General features: G+C 66.3%; 21 protein-coding genes. 7 read left to right on the plus strand and 14 right to left on the minus strand.

Features of this window, described 5'->3' with window-relative positions; genetic code table 11:
- Window positions 1–35: 35 nt before the first annotated feature.
- From FB461_RS10355 to dnaK, 3 genes are read right to left on the minus strand one after another with little or no spacing between them, the layout of a single operon-like run.
- Window positions 36–1,034 (minus strand): DnaJ C-terminal domain-containing protein, encoded by a 999-nt coding sequence (locus tag FB461_RS10355; RefSeq protein ID WP_142121825.1) that lies wholly within the window; start codon window positions 1,032–1,034, stop codon window positions 36–38.
- Window positions 1,035–1,083: 49 nt separating this feature from the next.
- Complete coding sequence (locus tag FB461_RS10360) at window positions 1,084–1,713, minus strand: nucleotide exchange factor GrpE (RefSeq protein ID WP_142121827.1); 630 nt, start codon at window positions 1,711–1,713, stop codon at window positions 1,084–1,086.
- Complete coding sequence (gene dnaK / locus FB461_RS10365) at window positions 1,710–3,593, minus strand: molecular chaperone DnaK (RefSeq protein ID WP_142121829.1); 1,884 nt, start codon at window positions 3,591–3,593, stop codon at window positions 1,710–1,712. Before dnaK ends, FB461_RS10360 begins: the two co-directional genes overlap by 4 nt.
- A 243-nt stretch (window positions 3,594–3,836) precedes the next feature.
- On the opposite strand from dnaK, the gene FB461_RS10370 reads away from it, so the two are divergent.
- Both FB461_RS10370 and FB461_RS10375 read left to right on the plus strand, forming a co-directional pair.
- Window positions 3,837–4,898 (plus strand): nitroreductase family protein, encoded by a 1,062-nt coding sequence (locus FB461_RS10370; protein WP_142121831.1) that lies wholly within the window; start codon window positions 3,837–3,839, stop codon window positions 4,896–4,898.
- Window positions 4,895–6,481 carry a phenylacetate--CoA ligase family protein gene (locus FB461_RS10375; RefSeq protein ID WP_142121833.1) on the plus strand — a complete coding sequence of 529 codons (1,587 nt, stop codon included), beginning with the start codon at window positions 4,895–4,897 and terminating at the stop codon, window positions 6,479–6,481. The genes FB461_RS10370 and FB461_RS10375 overlap by 4 nt, the downstream gene beginning before the upstream one ends.
- Window positions 6,482–6,565: 84 nt before the next feature.
- Here the strand turns inward: FB461_RS10375 and FB461_RS10380 are convergent, their stop codons facing one another.
- On the minus strand, window positions 6,566–7,372 hold the full coding sequence (locus tag FB461_RS10380; RefSeq protein WP_142121835.1) for a type IV toxin-antitoxin system AbiEi family antitoxin: 807 nt from the start codon (window positions 7,370–7,372) through the stop codon (window positions 6,566–6,568).
- 507 nt (window positions 7,373–7,879) lie between these two features.
- Between FB461_RS10380 and ddaH the strand changes: the two genes are divergently transcribed.
- Entirely contained in the window at window positions 7,880–8,647 is a 768-nt protein-coding gene (gene ddaH / locus FB461_RS10385; protein ID WP_142121836.1) for a dimethylargininase, read from the plus strand.
- A gap of 13 nt (window positions 8,648–8,660) precedes the next feature.
- Here the strand turns inward: ddaH and FB461_RS10390 are convergent, their stop codons facing one another.
- Together FB461_RS10390 and FB461_RS10395 are read right to left on the minus strand one after the other, a co-directional pair.
- Window positions 8,661–9,263, minus strand: coding sequence for a PH domain-containing protein (locus FB461_RS10390; RefSeq protein ID WP_142121838.1), 603 nt, complete (start codon window positions 9,261–9,263; stop codon window positions 8,661–8,663).
- A 61-nt stretch (window positions 9,264–9,324) separates the two neighbouring features.
- Entirely contained in the window at window positions 9,325–10,104 is a 780-nt protein-coding gene (locus FB461_RS10395; RefSeq protein ID WP_142121840.1) for an HAD-IIB family hydrolase, read from the minus strand.
- A gap of 153 nt (window positions 10,105–10,257) precedes the next feature.
- Between FB461_RS10395 and FB461_RS10400 the strand changes: the two genes are divergently transcribed.
- Both FB461_RS10400 and FB461_RS12055 read left to right on the plus strand, forming a co-directional pair.
- Window positions 10,258–10,539 (plus strand): Lrp/AsnC family transcriptional regulator, encoded by a 282-nt coding sequence (locus FB461_RS10400; RefSeq protein ID WP_142121842.1) that lies wholly within the window; start codon window positions 10,258–10,260, stop codon window positions 10,537–10,539.
- Between the two features lie 5 nt (window positions 10,540–10,544).
- Window positions 10,545–11,477, plus strand: coding sequence for a DMT family transporter (locus FB461_RS12055; protein WP_170222717.1), 933 nt, complete (start codon window positions 10,545–10,547; stop codon window positions 11,475–11,477).
- A 65-nt stretch (window positions 11,478–11,542) separates the two neighbouring features.
- Here FB461_RS12055 and FB461_RS10415 read toward each other — a convergent pair whose 3' ends face one another.
- The 3 genes from FB461_RS10415 to FB461_RS10425 all read right to left on the minus strand — a co-directional run bounded on the left by FB461_RS10415 (window position 11,543) and on the right by FB461_RS10425 (window position 15,720).
- A complete protein-coding gene (locus tag FB461_RS10415; protein ID WP_142121844.1) occupies window positions 11,543–12,268 on the minus strand; it encodes a MazG nucleotide pyrophosphohydrolase domain-containing protein in 726 nt (241 codons plus the stop codon).
- Window positions 12,269–12,448: 180 nt separating this feature from the next.
- A complete protein-coding gene (locus tag FB461_RS10420; RefSeq protein ID WP_142121846.1) occupies window positions 12,449–14,971 on the minus strand; it encodes a glycoside hydrolase family 65 protein in 2,523 nt (840 codons plus the stop codon).
- Entirely contained in the window at window positions 14,968–15,720 is a 753-nt protein-coding gene (locus tag FB461_RS10425) for an HAD family hydrolase (RefSeq protein WP_142121848.1), read from the minus strand. The genes FB461_RS10420 and FB461_RS10425 overlap by 4 nt, the downstream gene beginning before the upstream one ends.
- Before the next feature lie 225 nt (window positions 15,721–15,945).
- Between FB461_RS10425 and FB461_RS10430 the strand changes: the two genes are divergently transcribed.
- Both FB461_RS10430 and FB461_RS12455 read left to right on the plus strand, forming a co-directional pair.
- Complete coding sequence (locus FB461_RS10430; RefSeq protein ID WP_142121850.1) at window positions 15,946–19,284, plus strand: DEAD/DEAH box helicase; 3,339 nt, start codon at window positions 15,946–15,948, stop codon at window positions 19,282–19,284.
- Between the two features lie 261 nt (window positions 19,285–19,545).
- Window positions 19,546–19,863, plus strand: coding sequence for a glycine radical domain-containing protein (locus tag FB461_RS12455; protein ID WP_142121852.1), 318 nt, complete (start codon window positions 19,546–19,548; stop codon window positions 19,861–19,863).
- A 240-nt stretch (window positions 19,864–20,103) separates the two neighbouring features.
- Here FB461_RS12455 and FB461_RS10440 read toward each other — a convergent pair whose 3' ends face one another.
- From FB461_RS10440 to FB461_RS10460, 5 genes are all read right to left on the minus strand, one after another.
- Window positions 20,104–21,273 carry a hypothetical protein gene (locus tag FB461_RS10440; RefSeq protein ID WP_142121853.1) on the minus strand — a complete coding sequence of 390 codons (1,170 nt, stop codon included), beginning with the start codon at window positions 21,271–21,273 and terminating at the stop codon, window positions 20,104–20,106.
- A complete protein-coding gene (locus FB461_RS10445; RefSeq protein WP_142121855.1) occupies window positions 21,270–22,802 on the minus strand; it encodes a glycosyltransferase family 2 protein in 1,533 nt (510 codons plus the stop codon). Before FB461_RS10445 ends, FB461_RS10440 begins: the two co-directional genes overlap by 4 nt.
- 230 nt (window positions 22,803–23,032) lie before the next feature.
- The gene (locus FB461_RS10450; protein ID WP_142121857.1) at window positions 23,033–24,934 is read right to left on the minus strand and encodes a DUF4914 family protein; all 1,902 of its coding nucleotides are present in this window, start codon (window positions 24,932–24,934) and stop codon (window positions 23,033–23,035) included.
- A gap of 203 nt (window positions 24,935–25,137) precedes the next feature.
- Window positions 25,138–26,049 carry a L,D-transpeptidase family protein gene (locus FB461_RS10455; protein ID WP_142121859.1) on the minus strand — a complete coding sequence of 304 codons (912 nt, stop codon included), beginning with the start codon at window positions 26,047–26,049 and terminating at the stop codon, window positions 25,138–25,140.
- Between the two features lie 66 nt (window positions 26,050–26,115).
- Entirely contained in the window at window positions 26,116–26,493 is a 378-nt protein-coding gene (locus FB461_RS10460; RefSeq protein WP_142121861.1) for an RNA-binding S4 domain-containing protein, read from the minus strand.
- Between the last annotated feature and the right edge of the window lie 46 nt (window positions 26,494–26,539).

A 26,539-nucleotide genomic window follows, 5' to 3' on the forward strand; every position in this document is an offset into this window, starting at 1 on the left:
CGGGCCCGCGGCGGCTGTCATCGGCGTTCATCAGGTCACAACCGAGCTTGCTCTCGCAACGATTCACGGACATCGGTACCGTCCGTAGCGGCGGAGAACTGCTCTATCGCCTCGCGTGCCGCATCGTCGAGGCGCTGTGGCACGACGATCTGGACGGTGGCGAGCAGGTCGCCAGTGCCCTTCGGCGTCTCGATTCCGCGGCCCTTGACACGCAGCACGCGACCAGATGGCGTGCCCGGCGCGACCTTGACTTTGACGGTCTTGCCGTCAAGCGTCGGCACCTCGATGGTCGCACCCAGCGCAGCCTCCGGGAACGTCACGGGGACGTTCACGCGCAAATTGCGGCCCTCGATAGAGAACACGGGGTGCGTCTCGACACTGACAGTAATGATCAGGTCGCCCGCGCCGCCGCCGTTCCGTCCGGGCTCGCCCTTGCCCCGCAGGCGGATCTTCTGGCCATCGTGCACTCCGGCAGGGATGCGCGCCTTGATATTGCGGCCGCCGACGGACAGTTCCGCTGTCGAGCCCGACACGGCCTGCCGGAACGGCAACGTGACCCTAGCCGTCAGGTCGCGGCCGTTCTGGGGCGGCGCGGCACGGAAACCGCCACCAAAGCCGCCACCGCCGAACATGCCACCCAGGATGTCCTCGAAGCCGCCGCCACCGGAGGTGGAGAATCGGACGTTGCCGCCCTGTCCCCCGCCGCCACCGCCGAACATGCCGCCGAGGAAATCCTCGAATCCGGCACCTCCAGCACCACCGGCACCGCCCGGACCGGCAGCGAAGCGCGGCCCGCCCCCGGCCATCTGGCGAACGGCGTCGTACTGCTGGCGCTCCTTCTGGTCGGAGAGCACGGCATAAGCCTCGGAGATGTCCTTGAACTTGGCCTCGGCCGCCGTATCACCCTGATGCTGGTCGGGGTGATACTTGCGGGCGAGTTTGCGGTATGCCTTCTTGATGGCGGCATCGTCCGCATCCCGCGAGACGCCCAGCGCGGCGTAGAAGTCCTTCTCCAGCCAGTCTTGCCCGGTCATGGCGCCTCCCTTCCATTCACTTCACCAGCGAACGCGTTGTCCTGTTTTATCACTGTTGCGGGCCGGATACCGCCACCTGGGCGGCACGCACGACCTTGTCTCCGATCTTGTATCCGGGCGCGATCACGTGGGTGACGGTGATCGCCGCAGCGTCCTCGTCCGGCTGGTGCATGAGCGCCTCGTGCAGGGTCGGATCGAACTCCTCCCCCACCGCGCCGAACGACTCGACCTCGAACTTGCCCAGGGCTGCGACCAACTTGTCAGCGATCGCCGCGAAGGGGCCCTCGAGTTCCTCGTGCTGCCGCGCCCGCGCAAGGTCATCGAGCGCCGGCAGGAGCGCAGTCAGCACGTCCTCGACCCCGCGCGTGCGGGCCGCCTGCTGGTCGCGCAACGAACGGTTGCGGTAGTTCGTGAAACTAGCGCGTTCGCGCTGCAGGTCCTCAAGGAGCTCGTCCGCGCGCTGCTGCGCGGCGGCCAGTTCATCCGAGGGTGGCTCGAAGTCGAGGTGTTCGATGGAGTCCTCGTCCACCTCGCCACCGCCCGGGGCGGACCCGGCCTTATCGGCCGAGCCCGCGCCCTCGCGTACGTCCCCCGTCTCGGGGTCGAAGCGGCGGTTGTCTACGAAGTGGAACGGAGCCTCGTCCTCATTGGGGTCGTGGCCCTGGTTCTCTTCACTCACTTGGACTCATCCTCGTCATCGACGATCTCGGCGTCCACGACGTCCTCGTCCGAGGCGAACCCGGCACCGGCCGCAGCCGAGGCATCGGCATCTGCCGCGCCCTGGTCGCCAGCCGCCTGCTCGGCCTCGGCGCTGGCGTAGAGCGCCTCGCCGATCTTCTGCGCGGACGTGCTCAGCGCCTCCGCCTTGGCCTTGATGGCCTCCGCGTCGTCGCCCTCAAGAGCCGTCTTCAACTCGGCGATGGCGGCCTCGACCTCGGTCTTGACGTCGGCCGGGATCTTCTCGTCGTTGTCCTTGATGAGCTTCTCAGTCGAGTACGCGAGCGCCTCGGCCTGGTTGCGGGCCTCCGCTTCCTCGCGACGCTGCTTGTCCTCGGCCGCGTGCTCCTCGGCCTCCTTGACCATGCGGTCGATGTCTTCCTTCGGCAGCGCCGAGCCACCGGTGATCGTCATCGACTGCTCCTTGCCCGTGCCACGGTCCTTGGCGGACACGTGCACGATGCCGTTGGCGTCGATGTCGAAGGTGACCTCGATCTGCGGCATTCCGCGCGGCGCCGGGGCGATGCCGGTCAGGTCGAACGTGCCGAGCGGCTTGTTGTCCCGTGCGAACTCACGCTCGCCCTGGAACACCTGGATCAGGACGCTCGACTGGTTGTCCTCGGCCGTCGAGAAGATCTCGGAACGCTTGGTCGGAATCGCCGTGTTGCGCTCGATCAGCTTGGTCATGACGCCACCCTTGGTCTCGATGCCGAGGCTCAGGGGCGTGACGTCGATGAGCAGCACGTCCTTACGCTCACCCTTGATGACGCCGGCCTGCAGGGCAGCGCCGACGGCGACGACCTCATCGGGGTTGACGCCCTTGTTGGGCTCCTGTCCGCCGGTGAGCTCCTTGACGACCTCGGTCACGGCCGGCATACGGGTCGAGCCACCGACGAGCACGACGTGGTCGATGTCCGACACGGAGATCCCTGCGTCGCGGATGACGGCGTGGAACGGCGCCTTCGTGCGCTCGATCAGGTCCGCGGTCAGCTGCTGGAACTGCGCGCGGGTCAAGGTCGTGTCCAGGTGGATCGGCCCGTTCTCGCTCATCGACAGGTACTGCATCGAGATGTTGGTGCTCGTGGCGCTCGAGAGTTCCTTCTTGGCCTGCTCGGCCGCCTCGCGCAGACGCTGCAGCGCGATCTTGTCCTTGGACAGGTCGACGCCGTAGTTGTTCTTCACTTCCTTGATCAGGTGCTCGACGATGCGGTTGTCCCAGTCGTCGCCGCCGAGGCGGTTGTCACCCGAGGTCGCGCGGACCTGAATGGTCGAGAACTCGTCCTCGTCCTTGCCGACTTCGAGAAGCGAGACATCGAACGTACCGCCACCGAGGTCGAAGACCAGGATGAGCTCGTCCTCCTTGCCCTTCTCCAGGCCATACGCGAGCGCTGCGGCGGTCGGCTCGTTGACGATGCGCAGGACGTTGAGCCCGGCGATCTGTCCGGCGTCCTTGGTGGCCTGACGCTCGGCGTCGTTGAAGTATGCGGGGACGGTGATGACCGCGTCCGTGACGGGTTCACCGAGGTATTCCTCGGCGTCGCGCTTGAGCTTGCCGAGGACGCGCGCGGAGATCTCCTGCGCGGTGTAGTTCTTGCCGTCGATCTCCTGCGACCAGTCCGTGCCCATGTGGCGCTTGACGGAACTGATGGTGCGGTCGACGTTGGTCACTGCCTGGCGCTTGGCGATTTCGCCGACGAGCACCTCGCCGGTCTTGGAGAAGGCCACGACGGACGGGGTGGTCCGCGCGCCCTCCGCGTTGGCGATGACCGTGGGCTCGCCGCCTTCGAGTACTGCTACGACCGAGTTGGTGGTTCCGAGGTCGATTCCTACTGCACGTGCCATGTGTGTTGCACTCCTTCTTTGTGGGCCCGGGGGTGAATTGGGCCGCCCTGCGTTTCGCGGGCGACATCCCGGGCTCCTTGAGTCTCCATCACTCAACCTACGCCTTGAGTCTAACGGGCGCAAGTTTCGCTACTCAAAACTTGAGTCTATCTGGCTCAACCTTGCGATGGCCCGGTTTATTCCGTTATCCACAGGCTCATTTTCCTCGCGCGGAACGGCGCGGGCGGCGCATAGACTTCCCGCATGCCGTTACCGACGCCGTGGTCCGCCATCCTCCCCGACGCGCGGCGCTACCCATCGCCGCACAACTCGCAGCCGATCAAGGTTCGCGTGATCGATCAGGCCGTGGCGCGTGTCTACTACGACCTGGACCTGGGACTGCCGGCGGAGAACTTCGGCATCCCCTTCGCGCACGTCTGCGCGGGGGTGTTCCTGGAAACCCTCACCGTCGCGGCCGCCGGGCACGGGTATCGCGCAGCCATCCAGATCGTCGATCAGGAGATGGACTTCGGCGCCACCAGCCGGCTCCATCCCCTCGCCCTCGTTACGCTTTCCCCTGAAGCGGCGGAGCACTCGTCCACGGAAAACCTCACAGCGCTGCGTACCCGCCGGACCTCGCGCCGCCCCTACCAGAACCGGCTCGTCGATAGCGCCGTCATCGAGCGCGTCACCGCGCTGGCGGCCGCAGCGGGGCAGTCGTTCGACACCACGAGCGATCAGGCGACCGTCGACACGATCATCCGCGTCAACCAGGAAACCCTGTTCGACGACCTGCAGAACGACGCGGTGCACGAGGAGATCCTCACCTGGATCCGCACGTCGAAATCGCGCGCGGCAACTACCGGCGACGGCCTCAGCGCAGAGACCATGCTCATGCCGGGGCCGATCCTGGGGTTCGCCATGCGCCACCGCGAGATCTGGCAATGGCCGCTGATCGGCGCGCTGATTCGCGGGATCTACCTGCGCACCATGCGCGGCGTCCGGCAGCTCGGCTGGCTGACGGGGGACTTCGGCGGCCCGGCGGACTACATGCGCGCCGGACGCGCGTTCATGCGGATCTGGCTCGCATTCGAACGCGCCGGGGTGTCCCTCCACCCCTTCGGCACGGTCATCACCAACCCGAAGTCGCACCACAACTTCGTCACAACCGTCGGCGCGGACGAGCCCCCCGGCACGCTCGTGTGGATGCTGTTCCGGTTCGGCTACTCCAAGACCCCGCCTCTTGCCCATCGCAGGCCTCTCGAATCGATGCTCATCGAACACGATCCCGGCCCGCTCCCCGACGAACGGATGGCCCCGCTGTGAAACCCCTCATCTACGCATTCGTCTGGGCGCAGGACATCGTCGTCAAATCCCTCACCTATTCGGTCTACACGCACAAATTCCTGTTGGCACCCGGCATTGAGCCGTTGCGCTGGCGCCTGGGGCGGTGGCGCGCATTTCGCACGTTCGAACTGACCGCCAGGAAGTCGCCCGCCTACGCCGACTTCCTCAGGCGGCGCGGAATCACCGGCCGCCTGCCGTTCTTCACGGGCCGGGACGAGGCCTTCGCCGCCATTCCCGAAATGGACAAGGACAACTACATCCGCGCATATTCGATCCCCGACCGTTGCCTCGGCGGGAAACTGCCTCGCCGCGGGGTGGTCGTGGACGAGTCCTCCGGCTCCTCGGGAACCCCGACGAGCTGGGTGCGCGGATCCGCGGAGCGGCGCGCCACGCGCCAACTGCTGCAGGTCGGTTTCGCCCGCACGGCCAAGCGCCTCACCAAGCAGCCGTTCGTGATCAACGCCTTCTCGCTGGGGGCGTGGGCCACCGGCATGAACGTGTCCGCGAGCCTCACCGACATGACGCTCATCAAGTCGTGCGGGCCGGATCGCGACAAGATCATCGCGACGATGAAGGAGTTCGGGCCGAACTTCACGTACATCATCACTAGCTACCCGCCCTTCCTCAAGGGTCTGCTGGAGGACACGCGCCTGGACTGGGCCGAGTACGACGTGGTGTGCGCATTCGGCGGCGAGGGGATCTCGGAGTCCATGCGGGATCGCATCATGGAATCGGCGAACGCCGTCTTCGGCTCCTACGGCGCCAGCGACCTCGAGATCAACATCTCCATCGAGACCGAGTTCACCATTGCCCTGCGCCGCGCCATCGCGTCAGATCCCGCGCTCGCCGCCGAGCTGACGCTCATGGACGAGTACGGCGTCCTGCCGAGCATCTTCCAGTTCAACCCGTTCGACTACCTGATCGAGACCAACGATGCAGGCGAGATCGTCGTCACCATCACGCGCAAGGAGAACATCAACCCGCGCATCCGGTACAACATCCACGACCGCGGGCACGTCGCTCGAATGCGCGATGTCGTGCCCGTCCTTCGCAAGTACGGTCACCAGGAGGTGATCGCCGAGAAGTTCCTGGACCTGCCGATCCTCTTCCACTACGGGCGATCCGACCTGTCCGTCGACTACAACGGCGCGGTCGTGCCGCCCGATGCCCTGCGCGATGTCATCAACGGCGATGCGGAGCTTCTGCCGGCGGTCGAGAATCACCGGCTCGTCTCCTACGAGGACTACGCCGGGAATCGCCAGCTCCACATAGCGCTGCAGTTGTCTCCGGGCGGGGTTGTTGTGGACGAGTCCTCCGCCGCGGCGCGCGTCTTCGCGGCGCTTCGCGCGGAGAACGGCGACTTTAACAACGCCATCAAGACCAGCGCCCCCGGAACGGAGCCGACTCTGGCGTTCTACGCCTTCCGCACGGGCGTGTTCGCCGAGGACGGCGCCAAGTTGAAGAACGAATACGTGTGGCATCTGGATGCTGCCGAGGCAGCCGAGGTCGGCATGCGCGCGGGGGTCACGGCAAGCCGCGACTTCCAGCGGCCAACCTCGTAGCGTTCCGTTATCGGGTGCCGCGCCGGATGGCATCCGGGTGCTGGCCGGTTCACCCACACATATTTCAGTTCACCGCGGTGTATTTCACACCCCGAACGGAACTTTCATGGGGCGAACCGGCGTTCGCCTCGGCACGCCGGCTTCGTCGAGTAATCGGGCAAGCCGTTTCAGATCACGAAGATCGGCCCACGTCGCACGGATCACGCGTATTCCGAGGCTACGAATGCGGTGCTCGCGACGCCGTTCCTCGACGAACACGTCGTGCGGGGCCTTGCCTGCGAGCATTCTGGCATCCGCGTACTTGGCCATGCCGTCGAATTCCAGGAGCACGCGCACGTCCTCCCAATAGAAGTCTCCGCGTCCAATGAAGCCGTCGCCGTCCATGAACACCTGTTGCAACGACGGCGCCGCGAAACCTAACAGGTGAATCATGGCCCGGCATATCGACTCACCGCCGGACTCTGAACGAGGATCGGCCAGTTCAACCACCTTCCTCGCCGTGACGATTCCCTTGCGCCGCGGATTCCGCTGAACGAGGTCGCGTAGGGCGTCGTCCGTGGCCGGCAGTTTGCGAAACGCCGCATCAGCGCACGCGAGCCCGATCCACAGAGGTCGATCGCAGGCGACATCCAACAGCGTCTGCGCCATCGAGGTGACCCGGACACCGTCAACAAGCACGCTCCTGCCGTCGCTGGGAACATTCCGCGTTTGAATCAGACCCGTGGAATAGGCCTTCTTCGCGCCCTCGACCAGTGTCTGCAGTCTCCTCGGTGGACGACCAGACCATGGCAGTCCGTGCAGGATCGCCGCCGTCGCGTGGTTGAAGCACAGGCGCGGGTTCCTCAGCGCGACAGCGCGCGCGAGTGCCGCATGCCGTTGCGTCCTCGTCATGTCGTTCCAACGTTTCGTCCATGCGTAGTACCCATGGGCAACTCGCACGAGTGTTCTGTGTTTCACCAGCGAATCGATCGCGACGCGCTCCGTCCGTCTTGTCACCAACTCGGACACGTGCACGATCGGACGTTCCGCTGCATCAAGGATCGCCAAAACCTGATCCGAAGCAGGGTGCTCTGCGCGACGGTTCGCGTTTCTGTCGTCTTTCTCTGCCATCTCACCAGAATCGAGGCTCACTGCTGTCAACCCGCGCCTTCGAGACCAGATGTGGACAACTTCAGCGTCATCGTCGTCAGCGATCGCTGCAGCATCCGCTGGCTAGGGGTGCCTTTTGAATGCCCTCGTCCCGGTCCACCCACACAAATTTCAGTTCACCGCGGTGTATTTCGCACGCTCAACTGAAATTTCATGGGGTGAACCGCGACGAGAGGACCGCGGCGAGAGGACCGCGGCGAGAGAACCGCGACTAGAGGACTGCGACGAGAGGACTGCGACAATTGACCCATGACTCGCGTATTGGTTCGCCGTCCATCGCCCGCTCTCGCCGAAGGCGAGCTCACGCACTTCGAGCGCGTCCCTGTCGACTACGATCTGGCCCTGCGCCAGTGGCAGCAGTACGTCGCCGCGCTTGACGCAGCAGGGTTCGCGCCCATCGAACTGGCACCGGCAGACGATCAGCCAGATGGCGTGTTCGTGGAGGATACGGTCGTGCTGCTCGGCTCCGTAGCCGTGCTCACCAACCCCGGCGCTGACAGCCGCAAAGGCGAGATCGACTCGATGGCGAACGCACTGTCGGACCTCGGCTTCGAGATCCACCGCATCTCCGCTCCCGGTACCCTTGAGGGCGGGGACGTCCTCAAGATCGGCAAGACGATCTACGTCGGAAGGAGTTCGCGCACCAACGACGAGGGCATCCGGCAACTCGCCGCGATCGGCTCCGCGAACGGCTACGAGACGATCACTGTCCCGGTCACCAAGACGCTCCACCTGAAGAGCCAGGTCACGGCGCTGCCGGACGGCACGGTCATCGGGCACCCCGACATCGTCGACGCGCCCGAATCATTCGCCACCTACCTGGACGTCCCTGAGATCGAGGGAATCGCCGTCGTCGTCGTGGGCGATGACGCCGTCCTCATCTCCGCATCGGCGCCCCGCACAGCCGAACTCCTGCGCTCTCGTGGCCTCAACGTAGTAGAAACGCCGATCACGGAGTTCGAGAAAATGGAAGGCTGCGTGACGTGCCTATCGGTCCGCGCCCGCGTCCTCGATTAGGCAACCCGCGACGCTAGTCGTCGTCGCTGGCGAGCGCGCCTGGTCGCGGCGGTGCTTCGGACGCGGCCTCGGGTGCGGTCGGCGTTTCGCCGGTCTTGCGGCCTTCGAGTTCATCCGCCACGGCCTCGGCGCCCACGGTATTGCCGAACAGCAACTCGGTCACCATCACGTGCACGCGCTCGACGTGCGGCACGTCGGGCAACGACAGCGGCTCCTCGGCGGCCGTGGTGAACACGAGCGTCCCGCAACCCAGCACACGGTCGATGATCGATCGGTCGTAGGTGACGTTGTTGATCCGCGTGAGCGGCACGTCGTGCCCGGTTTTGTTCAGGATGCCCTGACGCGTGATGATCCGCCGATCCGTCAGCGTATACGTGGCATTGAGCCAGCGCAGGAGCGGCAGCACGAACAACCACACGAATCCGATCAGCGAGAGAGCGCCGATCACCCAGTGGCCCCAGGACCGCCAGTCGTCGGGAATGATGACCACGAGCGCGGAGGTGACCGCGAGCACGGCGAGGAACCCGATGATCGGCAGGATCATCGCCTTGCCATGCGTGCGCATCGTGATGATGACGCGTTCGTCCTTACCCAGGAACTTCCGAGGAATTGCCATGGGTCTATGGTGACATGGACTCGGGGTTTCGACGAGGCCCGCGCCGCGATTGTCCGCCGCGCTAGAGGGTGGGGATGAGCTCGTCCAGGAAGGCCGCCGTGTCCTCCCAGCCGTGCACGGCGTGGCAGGGAACCCCGAGCGCCTTGACGGGGTAGTCGTTGCCATCGGGGTCGAGGCGGTCGCCGACGAACAGCATGTCATCGAGCGGGATGCCGGTCAGCGCGGAGAGCTTGCGCATGCCGTACGCCTTGTCGATGCCCTTGCGGGTGATGTCGACGGACGTGGAGCCACCGGAGCGCACTTCGAGATCGGGGACATCGGCGGCCACGGCGTCCCGCAGCGCGGACTTCTTGGCACCGTCCGGATCCCAGGCCGACTTGGCGTCGACGGGTGCCTGCTGGCCGAGTGCCGAGAACGTGATCTGGCTTCCCCGGTCCTCCAGGATCGGGCCCCAGGTCTCGGTCTCCCACAGGCCGAGTTCCTTGGCGCGTGTCTCGACGGATGCGAGCGCGCGTGACTTCTCGTCCTGCGTGAGGTCCTCGGCGTAGATCTGGTCCCAGCCGTTCGAGGAGTGCGTGTAGTACTGCGTGCCGCAGGTAGGCATGAGGTGCAGGCGCGCGAGCGCCGCGTCGTCCGCACCCGCAAGGTTGTCGATGACCTGCATCTTGAACTGACCGAGTTGACCGCCCGAGATGATGCACACGGGAACGCGGCGCAGCAGGTCGATGAGGAGCCCGGCCATGCGGGGGTCGAGCGGCGACTTCGAGGGGGCGAGCGTGTCGTCGAGGTCGAAGGCAACGAGTCGGGGTGTGCGCGAGGCGCCATTGTCTGCGGTAGTCACGCCACAATGCTACACGCTATTCGCCGAAACGTTTCGGCCTTGGGGCTGGGGTGGAGTCCTCTCCCGATGTAGCAGCGACAGCATCCAAGGCTCGTGCACCCATGTGGGCCTACAGTTATAGGAGCAACCGGTCAGCTCACGAAGAGGATTGCCATGATCACCGCCATCGTCCACATCGACACCGAGCCGGATCAGATCCCCGAGATCGCCCAGATCCTCGCGGACCTCGATGGCGTGTCCGAGGTCTACTCCGTGACCGGCGACATCGACCTGATCGCCGTCGTACGAGTGCGCGAGCACGATGCACTCGCCGAGGTCATCGCCGGCGGCATATCGAAGGTCCCAGGCGTACTGCGCACGCAGACGTTCATCGCCTTCCGCGCCTACTCGCAGCACGACCTCGCCCGGGCATTCGATCTGGGTCTGGACGACTAGCCGCCTTGCTGATCCTCGCCGCGCTGGCAACGGCGCTCATCGTCGGCTGCCTGCTGCCCGTTCAGACGGCGATCAACACCCGACTGTCCAGAGTCTTGGCATCCACCTGGCTCGCCTCGCTCACCTCCTTCGCGATCGGCACGGTCGCGCTCGGGGTCGCGGTGGCGATCGCCCGCCCTTCCCTGGACGAGTTCTCCGCCGCTGACCAACCCTGGTGGCTGTGGATCGGCGGTGTATGCGGGGTCGTGTACCTGACCTTGAACATGGTGCTGATGCACCACCTCGGGGCCGCCACCGCCGTGGTCATCCCGGTCGTCGGGCAGATCGTGGGCGGCGTGATTATTGACGCGTTCGCGCTGGTCGGTGCGACACAGCACTCGCTCAACGCAGTACGCGTGATCGGGGCGGGGCTGGTGATCGGCGGCGCATGGGTCTCGTCCAAGGCCATCGCCGAGTCGGATGGGAAGGCGCGAGCGAGGCGCGCCTGGCTACTGCCAGTGCTCGTCGCCATGGGCATCGGCGGCGGCTTCCTGTCCTCGATTCAGACGGCCGTCAATGGCACGCTCGGCGTTCGAGCAGGATCGCCGATCTTCGCCGCCCTCGTCTCGTTCCTGGTCGGAACGGCCTGCCTGCTCGTCATCAATCTCGCGGCACGCACCTGGCGTAGCGTCGTTACCGCTGACGCCGAACGCCCGCGTCCTGCGCTGTTCGCGGGCGGCCTGCTCGGGGCATTATTTGTTGCGGGTGCCGCCTACGCGGCGCCGACGCTCGGCACCTCGATGACCGTAAGCCTGGTACTCCTGGGGCAACTTGTCGCGTCGCTGCTGATCGACCACTTCGGCTGGCTGGGTGCGCGTCGGCGCCCGGTGACGAGAACCCGGCTCATGGGGGCTGGCATCGTCCTTGTGGGGGTCGCGCTGGTCCGGCTGCTGGGTTAGTCCCGCCGCCGTGGCCACTTGCCGGAACGAGTGGCGGGAGCTGCCCTAGTGAGCGACGACCTTACCTAACTCGGCGCATCGCCCGATCGCCCCACGACCCCGGCATCGCCGAGCTGGTCCTCGGCCACGCGGATCTCCGCACTCAATTCACGGACCGTGGCCCGCAGCGCCTGCTCCGGGTCGTAGCCCTGCGCACGGGCGGAGGAGACGAGCGCGAGCAACATCCTGCCCAGCTGCTCCTCGTCGTCGAACGGGAAGGTCGCAGCGGCGGCCTCGCGCGTGCCGAGCAGGCCCAGCGATTCACCGCGAGCTACCACCTTGGCCGCGAGCGCGAGCGCGGGAAGGGACTGTGGAACGCCGTCGAGCACCGAGGTGCGTTCCGCCTTTTCCTCGTCCTTGAGCCGCTTCCAGCTCGCTTCGATCTCGTCGATGTTCTGCGTTCGCTGGGCGGGATCACCGAACACATGGGCGTGACGGCGGCGCATCTTCTCGTTCGTCGCGGCGGCCAGCGACTCGATGTCGTATCCCTCGCCATCGCGCCGGGCGATCTCGGCGTGGAAGAGCACCTGGAACAGCACGTCGCCCAGTTCCTCGGCCAGTTCGTCGTTATCGCCTGCGGCAATCGCATCCAGGGCCTCGCACGTCTCCTCCAGCAGGTACTTGGCCAGCGTCTCGTGAGTCTGTTCGCGGTCCCACGCGCAGCCATCCTCCCCGAGCAGGGTGCGGACGGTCTGGACGAGTTCTTCCAGCGCGGACGAGGACTGCGGCGAGTTCGAGAACAGTTGCGACATGACAACCAGCCTAGTTGTCCCTGAGGGCGTTCCCATGGCACTCATCTAGCGTTGCCGGGCAGGTCGAGGCTGGCTGGCCCGTGTCACCCGCGGTTCACCCCATGATATTTCCGTTCGCGGTATGAAATGCATGCGGGTCAACTGAAAAAGAATGCCCCGAACCGGAACACCTGGCGGCGGCTAGATCGAGTACGGGTCCACCTCGGGTTCCGGCACGACCACGGTCGGGGTCGTGGGCACGCTGGCGACCATGCGAGTACCGTCCGCGCGGCGGCTGCCCTCGATGTCGCGCACCTCGGGCGAACCGATGAGGCGGGGTGCCTCGGGCAGGCTGACAGTGATCGGGCTACCCGCCTCGACCCTCACCTCGTCGCCGCACACCGTGAGGGTGGCGTGCTCGCCGTCCTCGACGGTGAGCACGGCCTGGCCGGCAGTGAGTTCGACGCGCACCCGCGTGCCCTTGAGAGTCACCCGGAACGTCAGGCCCTCCCAGACCTCGGGCAGGCGAGGTTCGAGCGAGAAGTTCCCGAGATAGTCTCGGAACCCCCCGAACCCGCACACCAGCGCGTTCCACACCCCGCCGATCGAGGCGACGTGCACGCCGTCGGACGCGTTGTGGTGCAAGTCCGCGAGGTCCACGTAGGCGGCCAGCCGGAAGTAGTCGAGCGCCAGTTCCTGGTAACCCACCTCCGAGGCGACGATCGACTGCACCACGGCGGACAGCGTCGAGTCGCCGGTCGTGAGCGGATCGTAGTAGTCGAAGTCGGCCAATTTCTGCGCGAGGGAGAACTCGTCCCCCTGCAAGAACAGCGCAAGGACGACGTCCGCCTGCTTGAGCACCTGGAAGCGGTAGATCACCAAGGGGTGGAAGTGGAGCAGTAGCGGCCGCTTGTCCGGGGGCGTGTTGGGCAGATCCCACAGCTCCTTCTCCAGGAACTGCGCATCCTGCGGGTGGATGCCGAGCCGCGAGTCGTAGGGGATCGCCATGTGCTCGGCGGCCCGGTGCCACTCGGACAACTCGTCCTCGGTGATCCCGAGCCGGCCGATGGCGGCGGCGAGCCCGTCGGGATGGTCGCGGCGCAGCAGTTCGATCGCGCGCAGCGCACCGCGCAGATTCGCCCGCGCCATCACGTTGGTGAACATGTTGTCGTTCACCACGGTCGTGTACTCGTCCGGTCCGGTGACGCCGTGAATGTGGAACGTGTCGTCGCCGTTCTCGCGCCAGAAGCCCAGGTCGGCCCACAGGCGAGCGGTCTCGACCAGCAGGTCGATGCCCTCGCGCGCCAGGAAGTCCTCGTCCCCCGTCGCGTTCACGTACTGCCGCACCGCATGGGCGATGTCCGCGTCGATGTGATACTGCGCCGTGCCCGCCGCGTAGTAGGCCGAGGCCTCCAGCCCGTTGATGGTGCGCCATGGGAAAAGCGCGCCGTCCTGGTTAAGCTCCACCGCGCGGGCACGCGCCGCGGGCAGCATCGTGTAGCGGAAGCGCAGGGCATTGCGGGCGAACAGCGGCGAGGTGTAGGTCAGGAAGGGGAGCACGTAGATCTCGGTGTCCCAGAAGTAGTGGCCCGAATACCCCGAGCCGGTCACGCCCTTGGCCGGGATGCCGTTGCCCTCCGCCCGGGCCGTGGCCTGCGCGAGCTGGAAGAGGTTCCACCGCACCGCCTGCTGCAGTTCCGGCTGCCCTGTGATCTCGACATCGGATCGGGCCCAGAAGTCGTCCAGCCAGGCGCGCTGGCGAGCGAACTCGGCGTCGGCGCCGCGCTTACTGGCGCGATCCAGGGTGAGTTCGCAGCGGTCGATAAGCTCACGTGCGGGCACGCCGCGGGACGTGTGATAACTGACGAGCTTGGTGACCTTGATCGGGACTCCGGCGCGGGCGTGCACCCGGTAGACGCGCTTGCACAGATCGGCGTCGGCGCTGGCGAAGACCTCGTACGAGTTCTCCGTCTCGATCTCGTGCGCCGCCATCACGCCGATCGTCATTCCCGACGACGTGGCGCGATAGCCCAGCGCGATCCGCCCGTCCTTTTCCCAGCTCTCCTCGGGTTGCAGCACCCGGCCCGCCAGGGTCTCGGACTTGCGCGGATCGAAGCCCTCGCCCATCGCGGCCCCCGGCACGTGGTACTCGTCCTGCCCGTCCTGCCGATTGAGGATCTGGCACGAGATGGACAGGGGGACCTCGTCCCCATCCAGGACCGTGACCTCGTACGTCATCACGGCGAGATGCCGCTCCGTGAACGACACCATGCGCGTCGATGTGATGCGCACGCGACGACCGGACGGCGTCTGCCAGACGAGCGAGCGGGTGAGCACGCCGGAGCGGAAGTCGAGCGAGCGCTCATACTCGTGCAGGTCGGCGACCGAGAGCAGCAGCGGTTCGTCGTCCACGTAGATGCGGATGACCTTGGCGTCGGGCGCGTTGATGATCGTCTGGCCCACGCGGGCGAAGCCGTAGGCCTCCTCCGCGTGCCTGATGGGCCACGTCTCGTGGAAGCCGTTGATGAAGGTGCCGTGCGCGAACGAATCGCGCCCCTCCTCCAGGTTGCCGCGCAGTCCCAGGTAGCCGTTGCCCACCGCGAACAGCGTCTCCATCTGGCCGAGGTCGTGGCCGCTGTAGCGTGTCTCGCGCAGCGCCCAGGGGTCGGCGGGGAAGCGGGAACGGTCGAGCGGGTCGGCGGACGGGGCCGTTCCGTGACTCATGCGCGGTTCCCTTCGAATTGCTGCAGTGCGATGGCGACCGGCAGGAGGTCATCGACGACCTCGTCCGCTCCGTTCTCAAGCAATTCCGCCGCGCCCGCCCCGCGATTGACCCCGAGCACGAAGCCGAAGTCTCCGGCGCGGCCCGCGGCCACGCCAGACGGCGCGTCCTCGACCACGATCGCCCGCTCCCGCGGAACGCCCAGAAGTTCGGCGCCGTACAGGTAAGTGTCGGGGGCGGGCTTGCCGGGAATGTGCTTCGCGGCGGCGAGCAGGCCGTCCACGACCACCTCGAAGTAGTGGTCGAGTTTCGCCGCCGCGAGCACCGGCACCGCGTTGCGGCTCGAGGAGACAACGGCGATCTTCAGTCCCGCGGCGAGCGCCGCCTCGATCAGGGCGATCGAACCCGGATAGGGCGCCACGCCCTCGTCCCGCAGGACGGAGGTGAACACCTCGTTCTTCCGGTTGCCGAGCCCGCACACCGTGAGAACGTCCGGCGCGTCGGTCGGATCGCCCGTCGGGAGCACGATCCCGCGCGAGGCCAGCAGGTCGGCGACGCCCGCGTAGCGCGGTTTGCCATCGAGGTGCTCGAAGTAGTCGGCGTCCGTGTAGGGGCGCACTGCCCGCGATTCGAAGAACTCGGTGAACATGAGCGCCCAGGCGTGCATGTGCACCTCGGCCGTCGGCGTCAGCACCCCGTCCAGATCGAACAGGTACGCGTCCAGGCCAAGGTAAGTTCGGGCGTCGGTCATGGCACTCCCCTCGATGCGTGGCGGTGAGCACGTTCCGCGGCCTCTAGACCCGAAATGGCGCTCCCCACCGGAATCTCGATCGTAGTGGACGCATGTAACAGTTACATGACGGGCGGGCGCGGTGACCGCAGACGGATGGCCCGTCACCGATTGCAGGTGCCCGCAGGCAGGTCTATCGCATAGGCGATGACGGAATCGTCCTCACCTCCTGGTTGAATTGGATCCATGTATTCTCCCGCCGACGTAGCCGACCTGGTCGGTCCCGCAGCATTCGCTCGCGGCTCGGTCTACGTGGCGCAGGAGAGAATTCGCGGCCTGGCCACACGGCCCGCGAGCGCGCGCATCCGCCAGACGATCGGGGCCACGACCCAGTTGGTGGCGCAGGTCATCGGAACCGCGAACGTGCCCTATATCGCGATCGTGAACCTCGCGAACGCACGCGGCGAACTCGAGCTCCTATCCGGCGAGTGCACGTGCCCTGTGGGTTCCAACTGCAAGCACGTCGCGGCCACGCTGCTCCGTTATCTGGACGAGTCCTCGTCCGCGTCCCCTTCTTCGCGTGGGGGCGATCGCCGAGGAATCGCGGCCGTCCCGGCCAACTGGGAGGACGAGCTCTCCGCCCTGACCAACTCGGGTCGGGCCCAGGTCGGGACGGGCCAGCAGCAGATCGGGTTACAGGTGGAGGTCTCGCGGGGCCACAACACCGCGACGATGTATACCGCCCGCCGCGGGAGCGCCTCGTCCACGGTGACCCGCGTCGGACTGCGACCGCTCACGCGCGGGCGTAGCGGCCGGTGGATCCGGACCGGGATTTCCTGGCAGGAGTTGAGTTACCAGTTCTCCTACCGGCAGAGCCCCGAGCTGAACGTGCTGCGCGCCCTGTACGCCCTCGCGGTCCCGACGTACCAGTACACGGCTCCGGCCCAGATCTGGCTCAATGACGCTCCCGGTTCGGCCGTGTGGTCGCTACTGGTGCAGGCCGCTGCGCTGGGCGTGGCGTTCGTCGACGCTGCGGACAATCGCTCGGAAGTGCTGGTGGTGCCGGGGCCGGTCAGCACCGAAACGACGGTGGCCGCTACCGGCGAGGGCGCACTCGAGGTCGCCACGCGACTCGTGAGCATAGACGGCGAGATCGACCGGGCGCTCGCCGATGGGGCGGAGCCGATCGGCGTGCCGGCGCACGGCATCGTGACCGTTCTGAAGCGCGATGGCAGGGACCAGCTGGCGCTCGTCCCGACGGCGGCAGCCATCGATCAGGGCGTGCTCGATCTCATCGCCCGCCCCGCACCCATCACCATCCCGGCGGCGGGTTTGAGCAAGTTCTACGCGACCTGGCTGCCCGCGATCAGTGCGCGCGTCGATCAGGTCTCGTTCGCGCAGGATGCCGCGGGCGCCGCCCCCACTCCCGTACTGACCCTGCTCACGACCGCGCTCGGCCCGCACCGCGTCATGACGACGCTGCGCTGGCGCTATGTATCCTCCGGACTGGTTGTGGCGGACTATCCGTTCGCGCTCGCCCACGGGCAGTCGGCCGGGTTACGCGACCTGGAGGCGCAGGCGCTCGTGTGGGCCGATCTCGGGACGATTCCCGAACTCGCCGACATCGCCCGCCAGGTGGAGAACTCCCAGGACGGGGCGTGGCTCACGGACGGCATCGAGACGGCGACGCTGCTCGCAACGACGGTCCCGCGCCTGCGCGAACTGACGGAGGGGAACGAGTCGTTCCGCATAGAGCAGGTCGGCGACATCGCTGAGTACCGCGTGACAGATGCGCTGGAGGTCTCGGTCTCCTCCGAGCAGAGCTTCGACCGCGACTGGTTCTCACTCAACGTGCGCGTGCATGTAGCCGGCCGGGAGGTGCCCCTGTCGGAGGTGTTCGCCGCGCTGGTGCGCGACGAGGAATACCTGCTGCTCGATGACGGCACGATGGCGCCGCTGACCGATCCACGACTGGAGCAACTGCGCGAGGCGATCGAATCCGCCCGCCTGCTACAGGACGAGCGCCGCGAAGGGCTGCGCGTGGGGCGCTACCAGGTGCGGTTGTTCCAGCGGCTCGACGAATTGGGGCTCTTGGGCGAGGAGGCCGTGCAGTGGCGCGGCGTGGTCGCCTCTTTGGACGAGTTGTCCGCTCCCACCGCCCTGGCGGCCCCGCCACGGCTGAACGCGTCACTGCGCGGCTACCAGCAGCACGGCTACGAATGGCTGTCGTACCGCGTGCACCACGGGCTCGGCGGAATCCTGGCAGACGACATGGGGCTGGGCAAGACCCTGCAAACGCTCGCCATGATCGACCATGAACTGTCGATCGCGACCGAGCCCAAGCCCTTCCTCGTCGTCGCGCCGACCTCCGTGGTCGGCAACTGGGCGAGCGAGGCCGCAAAGTTCGCCCCGCACCTGCGGACGGTGACCATCGACGCCACAGCCAAGCGGCGCGGGGAATCGATCGGCTCGATAGCCGGTCGTGCCGACATCGTGGTGACGTCGTACGCGCTGTTCCGGCTGGAGAACGACGCATACGCGGCGACGGACTGGGCCGCCCTGATCCTGGACGAGGCCCAGTTCGTCAAGAACCACCAGAGCGTCGGCTATCGCAGCGCCAAGGACCTGCCGACTCCCGTCAAGATCGCGCTCACGGGCACGCCACTCGAGAACAATCTGATGGAACTGTGGGCCATCATGTCCATCGTCTGCCCCGGCCTGCTACCTGATGCCAAGACTTTCACCGCCAAGGTCGAACGGCCGATCGCGCGCGGCCAGGGCGGGGACCTCATCGAACGCCTGCGGTCCGTGATCGCGCCGTTCGTCCTGCGCCGCACCAAGGAGGTCGTCGCCGCCGATCTGCCCGCGAAGCAGGAAAACATCACCGAGGTCACCCTCAACCAGCGGCACCGGAAGGTCTACGACCAGTACCTGCAGCGCGAACGAAGCCGCGTCCTGGGGCTCGTGGACGAGTTGGACAATCACCGCATCGAGGTCCTTCGATCGCTGTCGATCCTGCGGCAGGCGAGCCTCGACGTGTCGCTCGTGGACGAGGCCCACGCAAGCATCGGATCGTCCAAACTCGAAGTGCTGTTCGACATACTGGACGAGATCCTGGCCGACGGGCACAACGTGCTGATTTTCAGCCAGTTCACGAGGTTCCTCGGAAAGGTGCGCGACCGCCTGATCGAGCGCGGTGTTGAGCACGCCTACCTGGACGGGCGCACGCGGCGGCGGGCCGAGCAGATCGAGAAGTTCTCCTCTGGTGAGGCCTCAGTATTCCTCATCTCGCTCAAGGCGGGCGGGTTCGGCCTGAACCTCACTGCTGCCGACTACTGCATCCTGCTCGATCCGTGGTGGAACCCCGCGGCAGAGGCGCAGGCCGTGGACCGGGCGCACCGCATCGGGCAGACCCGGCAGGTGATGGTCTACCGCCTGGTCTCGCAGAACACCATCGAGGAGAAGGTGATGGCGCTCAAGCGCGAGAAGTCCGCCCTGTTCTCGCAGATCATCGACGGCGGCGACGCGCCGGCCACGAGCCGGGTCGGGCTCACTGCCGACGACATCAAGGAACTGCTCGCCTGAGTCACGGCCCACCGCGCCAGCCGGAACCTCGGCGGAACACCTCACTCGACCTTCGGCGGAGCACCCCCGCATCCGCCCGCGCCTCCGCGGAACACCGGTTAGGGCTGTCGCGCACCCGCTATACCGGGTGTCCCACAACCACAACCGGTGCTGTGCGGGCGACAGGCGCCGAGGTTTGGCATCTGGCGACAGGCGCGCGACACTGGAGAGGGAGGGGACAACGAGTGCGCCCGGAATTCGGGCGCGGACGAGGAGTACCCCATGACTGAGCAACAGACCCACAGCGACCCCAATCCCTACGCGGACCTCGAGTACGCGGCGCGGGTGGCCGACGCGCTGAAGCCCACGAGCCCCGACCAGCCGGTCATCATCAACAATCACGAGAAGCCCGAGGATGCTGGGCTCTTCCACGTGAATGTGAACGTCCTGAACAAGGAAACCCTCGAGGACGCCATCGAGCACCCAGATAAGTACCCAAACCTGACGGTGCGCGTATCCGGCTACGCCGTGAACTTCGTGAAACTCACCAAGGAGCAGCAGCTCGACGTCCTCAACCGGACCTTCCACAACCACGCGTAGCACGCGAGCCGAACCGTTGCCGTCGCGCGGGCGGTAGGGCTGGCCTTGCCCATTCGGAGGTGACGGGATCGAGGAGGACGGTGCGCCCGCGGTGGACCGCTCGCAGGAGCGCCGCGGGCGCCTCGTCCATGCCCGCGCGCCAGCGAGATCACGGCGGAGGCGCGCCGTCGAGATCACAGTGGCTCGCGCGCCGTCGAGATCACAGGGGAAGCGCGGGAACTCGTCCGAAACCGCTGACGACTAACCGAAGATCGCCTGCCAGAGGTCCCGCACCCAGCTCCCGATCGGCGAACTGCTGCCGCGGACGAGCGGAAGGAACCAGGCAAGCACGAGCTGCGCCAGGGCAGATCCGATGATGAGACCCTGCCTCCTGCGCGAGGGCCGCATCGGGCTGAGCACGACGATGTAGAGCAGGATCATCAGCAGGTACGAGTGGCCGCCGGCGCTGCGGACGCCGAGCCACAATGCGAGAACCATCCCCACGACCGCCACCGTCGGCGCCACGAGGCGCCGCAGTTCGCCGAGCCGCAACCTCATCGTGTACGCCACCAAGAACAGCGGCGAGGACGCGAGCGAAAAAACGAGGGAACTACCCGCCGCTCTCGCCGAGCCGCCCACACCGCCGGGGAACCAGGGGTCGGCGAACCCCCGTAGCACCCCAAGCGCATCCGCCGTGAACCACCACGAGACGAAGATCCAGAACCCCAGGGCCGCCAATGCGGGAAAGCTCAGGACGATCGCCGTCGCACCATGCGATCCCGGCCCCAGGTGACCGGAACGCTCGGCGATGAACGGTCCGATGGCGGCGATGATGACGACGAAGACCCACATCGAGGGATCGACCATGACGGCGACGCCGAGCGCGATCCCCGCCCAGAAGCCGTGCTCGGTCGACCTGTTGACGACGAACGTCTCGAGGCTGTCGAGGGCGAGTAGCAGAAGAGCGAGTCCGAGGATGGACTGCAGGTCGCGGGACGCCAGGAAATACAGCGCGGGGCTGAGCCAGATCGTCGCCAGAACGGCGAAGGTAGCGGGCCAGCCGAACTGTCGGCGGCGCAGGACTCCCATGGCCCGCTGGCTGAGCAGTCCGATGACCAGCGCCGCAATCGCGAGCATGGCCAACCCGTTGCCGCGGATGATGGACGAGAGTGCCGCCGACAGCGGCGGGAACACCTTAGCTACCCAGTACAGGTCCGAGGCCCCCCACACGATCAGGTCGCCGCGAGCGGCAAGCCGATCATTCGCTGTGTTGGCCAGGGGCAGGATCTGGGTCACCCAGTAGAGCAACGCGAACGTCGGCACCGCGACGCCCAGCCGCAGGAGCCAGCGGTACAAGAAACTCGATGGCCACACGTTGACGGCGTTCGCGCGCCTGCGCATGCCGCGCTGCGGCACCGCCACGGCTGTCACGACACGCTCCCGACGCGCTGAGGCTCAGGCTCGGAGGAGGATGTGAGCCCGTGCTCCGTTTTCTCCCAATAGTGCGGCTTCGTGATGAGCTGCCACAGCCCCTTGTACGCCGCGATGGAGTGCAGGATCCAGTACACGGGATTAAGCAGCGCCCACGGCACCAGCCGGTATCGGTGCCTACGGAAGGCGCCCATCATCGAGACGTAGACCATCATGGCGCTGCCGCAACCGAGGTTAAACAGGTTGAGCCACAGGAGCCAGCCGGGGAAGTAGTCGCTCAACACCTCCGGCCCCAGCAGGATCGAGACGATGAATGACAGATAGAGCAGGGGGACGGTCAGGAAGGTTATCGGCGTGCCCGCCACCAAGAAGATGAACGACAGCGCCTGGCGCGGACCGGCGATCTTCAGCAGATGGGTGGGCCTGCGCAGATGGACGAGAACCGTTTGCAGATATCCCTTGATCCACCGCGATCGCTGCCGGATGAAGTTCGGGATCGAGGTGTTCGCCTCCTCCCATGTGGTCGAGTCGATCACCCCCACGCGCATGCCGGCGCCGGATGCGCGAATGCCCAGGTCGGCGTCCTCGGTCACATTGAACGGATCCCAACCGCCGAGGGCGCGCAGCCCCGACATGCGGAAGTGGTTGGACGTGCCGCCGAGCGGGATGGGAAGCCGCTCGAAGTCGAGCCCGGGCAGCATGTAGTCGAACCAGAATGAGTACTCGAGGGTGAACATGCGGGTCAACGCGTTCTCGTTGGCGTTGAAGTAGTTGAGCGCTGCCTGCACGCACACCAGGTTGTCGTCGTGCGCGCGGAATGCCGCGACCGCCTTGCGCAGCTGATCCGGATCGGGGCGATCCTCCGCATCGTAGATGACCAGGAAATCGCCGGTTGCCAGTTCAAGTCCGACATTGCACGCCTTGGGCTTGGTCTGCGGATTCGAGGCGGGCACGACGACGAAGGTGAAGTTCTCGGGCGGGTCGGCGGCCATCGCGGCCGCCAGCGTCTCGGGATCCGCCTCCTCGACGAGCACGAGGATCTCCAGCTTGTCGGCCGGATAGTCCAGTTGGCCGAGGTTGCCGACCAGTTGCGCCACGATGTTGGCCTCGCGGAACACGGGCACCAGAACGGTGTAGCGCGGCAGGTCCTCATCGGCGATGCGCGGGGTCTCGGCGACGGAACCGTAGTGGGATTCGACGCGCGCGCCGCGCATTGAGCTCCAGAACTTGAAACCGACGGAGATCAGAAAGCTGAGGCCCACGGCGGCGACGACCGCTATCAGGCTGGCCCGCGGCCAGGCGACAATGCATGCGACCAGAGCGAGGAGGACGATTATCCCGACGACCTTCTGGCCTCGCGACAGCACCACCCGTGCGGACAGGCTCGGGTCCGCTCGCCAGAGTCCGAGAGTCGCCCGGTCCGTCATCGCATCGCGCACGGCCTTCGCCTCTGCCTCGGGCAACCCGTCGCCGGGCACGAGCACCGTCGCTCGACTGGGCGCCGATGCCCGCGAAAGTGAATCGGACATCGCTGCCTCCGTCCATTCGTCCTGGCATTCAACTTTAACCGCAAGGCGAGGTCTTCGTAGCCGGAATGGAAATGGGCCCGAGTTCACCCTTGATGCCCGGCTTTCGGGTCTCTTCGGGTGAACTCGGGCCTCATTCGCGCCGTCCTCGTCGCTCCACGCCGAGCCACTGGCCTGCGACGTGGCAAAGCCCTAAGGAACTGGGCGGGCAAGCAGCGAGGGGCGGGAGGGACCTACGCGTGCAGCGGAGTCAGCTCCAGGTAGTCCTCCAGCGTGCCATCGTTCAGGCAGACCTCGATGATTGCCCGGCCACGGGGATCGAGGTCATCGGTCAGGAACTGCTTGAGTTCGGACTTGAAGAAGTCAGTGAGGATCTTCGCGCCGGCGTCGTAGGCGTCCACCCCGACCTTCGACTGGAACTCGGGGGTGAGCAGCGTCGGGCGGACCTGCTGGCCGTCGATCTTGAACTCCTTGAGCGCATACCCGAACAGGGCGCAACGGGCGGGAGTCAGCAGGTCGTCGCGGATCTTGCCCTGGCCCCGGCGGGCCAGGTATTCACGCGTCAGCCATTCGGCGGCGAAGCCAACCCGGTAGGCACCAATGTGCTGGTTGGGCGTCAGCACGTAGCGCGTACGGGGCGCGTCGAGGATCTGTTCGAGCAGGAGGTTGGCGGCCTTGACCTTGGTTCCAGTCGAGAACGGCCAGAAGGACCCGACGCCCTCCGCGACCATTCCGCCGTGCTTGATGGTCTCCGCCTCGGACGCGGTCGCGCCGATGGACGGGTTCTTGTCGCCGCGCGGGGCGATCAGGCGCCATAGCCAGGCGAGCGAAGGCGGTATCACGTGGCAGATGCCCATGATCCCGTAGGTGGGCTTGTCGGTGGTGCAGGCGGGCATGCGCACGCCGAAGGTGCGGACATCGACCTGCTGGGGCTCGTTCACGATGCCGTTGATGTGGCTACGCGGGATGACGACGCGCGGATTGGAGCAGGGCTTCCCGTTCGAGTCCAGTTCGTGCTCCCACGGGAGGCAGGTCGCGCCGGGCACGCCATGGATGTTGAAGAACACCAGCGGCTCAGGCGGGTGGATACACGCCCGCTCGAATGCCGGGTCCTCCCCGTACTTGGTCAGGCCGTCGACGCGAACGAACCAGCCCTCCTCGGCGTCGGCGACCGTGAGCAGCCCATCGGATCGCTGCAGATCGCGGTGGCAGAGCGTCATGTCATCCGTGATGGGGGCGAGCTTGGAGGTCTCGGACAGGGTGATCGCGTAGGGCTCGTCTGTGACGATGTTGTAGCCCAGCAGCACGCGACCGTCTTCCTCGCGGCGCATCTCCTGGCACATCTCGGACTTACCGCCGCCCGATGCGCCCTCGTGCATGATGATCGTCTCGTTCTCGTACGGGGTGGTGACCCGAACGGACGACGCGTGCGCGGTGAGCCAGTTCTCGGACTCGCCGATGTCGAGCAGCGCAGAGAACACGCCCTTCTTGGCGCTTGGCCCGGGGTAGAGGTTGTAGGCGAAGATCTCGTGCAGCGACTCGGTGCGGTCGTGGACCACGATCTGCTTGCCGTCGAAGTGGGTGTGCCTAAACGGCGGGGCCAGATACAAGATCGCGCGCGGCGAGAATTCGGGCAACTCGTCCAGGGTCACGAAACCCTGAAGGTCGACGAGCGCCGTCGCGAAGAACGCGGCGTTGCGCGGCACGATGGCCAGCGAGGGGTAACCGAACTTCAGCGAACCGGCCTTGAAGGGGACGACGAGCAGTTCCTGCTCGGACAACCACGTGAGTGTCTCGGCCTTGATGGGTGCGAAGTCCTGCCCGTGGCGATCGGCGAAGCGCGGCTTGTCGGTGGGGAGGTCGTCCGCGATGCGCATGCAGTCGGGATCGCGGCGGCGGATGTAGTCCTCGGGGTAGTTGACGGCGATGCCGTTGGTGCACCGGACCACGTCGGCTTCCTTGAAGGCGCCCTTGCCCGGCACGTCGTAGACGACATCGAACGTATCGACGCCTGGGGCTCCGAGGCTGAGTTCGTACAGTTCCTGGCGCGTCTGCGGGATCGTGATGCTGTTACACGCCTCAAGCGCTGCCGCCACGTCCGCGGGCAACGTGACTCTTCTGAGCAGATCGTTCATCGTGACTCCTCTTGGCGGGCCCGGGTGGCCGCACCGATCCAAGGCGGATCTCAGGCATGTCACGTGAAACTCTCCACACGAGCACGAGCACGAGGCGAATACCTGACCGCTTCTTTACCTTGAACCTACGCGAGGGTGACGATTTTTTCTAGGACCTTCGGCCGGAATCGTTGAAAATACTGGCCTCTCACCGAGGCGATGACTCACTTGTGCACGACGACGGTGGACCCGATTCCGAGTTTGCCCTTGCCCCAGAGGTAGTCCATGGCGGCGTTCGCGATTCGCACGCAGCCGTGGGATGCCGGGTACGCGGGGATGTTCGGCGAGCCGTGAATCGCCCAGCCGCCGGAGCGGAAGTACTGCGGTCGATACATCGGGCCGAGCTTGGCCACGTGCATGTAGTCACGCTTGAGGAAGACCTTGAAGGTTCCCGTCGGCGTGTGGGCGTAGCCGCGCACGCCGTTGTCGAAGTAGTTCCGGTTCGATCCCGTCGAAATGTTGAAGGTCCACAACACCTTCCCGTCCTTGACGACGTTGAGGATCTGACGCGACAGGTCCACCTCGAACACCCGCTTGTCCTTGGACTTCGATTTACTGATGTCGGTTTCGACTCGGGTGCCGAGGTAGAGCTCGTACCAGACGCCCTGCGTGGCCCGCCCGGTGCGGGCCCGCCCCGTGGCCTTCTGGACCGCCATGACGGCCTGCTGAGTCGAGTGGCCGTACTTGCCGTCGGCCTTGCTGACCCAGAATCCGCGCTTGCGCAGGAGCTTCTGCAGCGTGGCGACTTGCTTACCGCTGGACCCGGAACTCAGTTCGGGCTTGGCCTTGGCCTTGGCCCGTGCCTTCTTTTCCGCGGCCTTGGCCTGCTTGGCGGCAAGCTTCGCGGCCTTCTTCTTGGCCTTCTTCGCCGCGGCTTTCTTCTTAGCCTTCTGCTTGGCTTTCTGTGCCTTGGTGGGTGTCTTCGGCGCATTCTCGCCCGCTGCCGGCGAATCGGAGTTCGACGCGCTCGTCGTTGCCGCGGATACAACGGGGGAAGCAGTGGCGGAGACCGCAGTGGGCACGAGCAGCGACAACGCCACCGAGCAGGCGAGCAAGAACTTTCCGAACTTCACCACGACTAGATCCCCCACCCGAGTTTGCGTTGCTGTGCGCCGCCTAGTATCTCAGATCCGCCTGATGCATCAAATGTCCCGCCCGCGTAGCCTATCGAGTTCGCGCCGCTCGCGTTTGGTCGGGCGCCCCGCACCGCGCTCGCGCACGGCGACGGGGATGCTCAACTCGCGCGGGGGCGGGGGCGGGCTGTGGTCCTCGTAGCACTGGGTCGCGACGGGCGCGCCGACGCGCTTATTGATGATCTTGGTGACGACAACGATCCGTTTGAGGGCCCCGCCCGTGATCTCGATCCGGGCACCCGGCCGGACGTGCGCGGCGGGCTTGGTACGTTCCCCGTCCACGCGCACATGCCCCGCCTTGCAGGCGGATGCCGCAGCGCTGCGCGTCTTCGCGAGGCGCACGGACCACAGCCAGACGTCGATTCGCGCGCTTTCTTGGCTTTCCATGCCCACCCCTTTCGCGTTTTCTGCGGACGAGTTTCCCGTCGTCCCA

Origin of the sequence: Rarobacter faecitabidus (assembly GCF_006716265.1) — a bacterium.
Taxonomy (GTDB): Bacteria; Actinomycetota; Actinomycetes; order Actinomycetales; family Cellulomonadaceae; genus Rarobacter; species Rarobacter faecitabidus.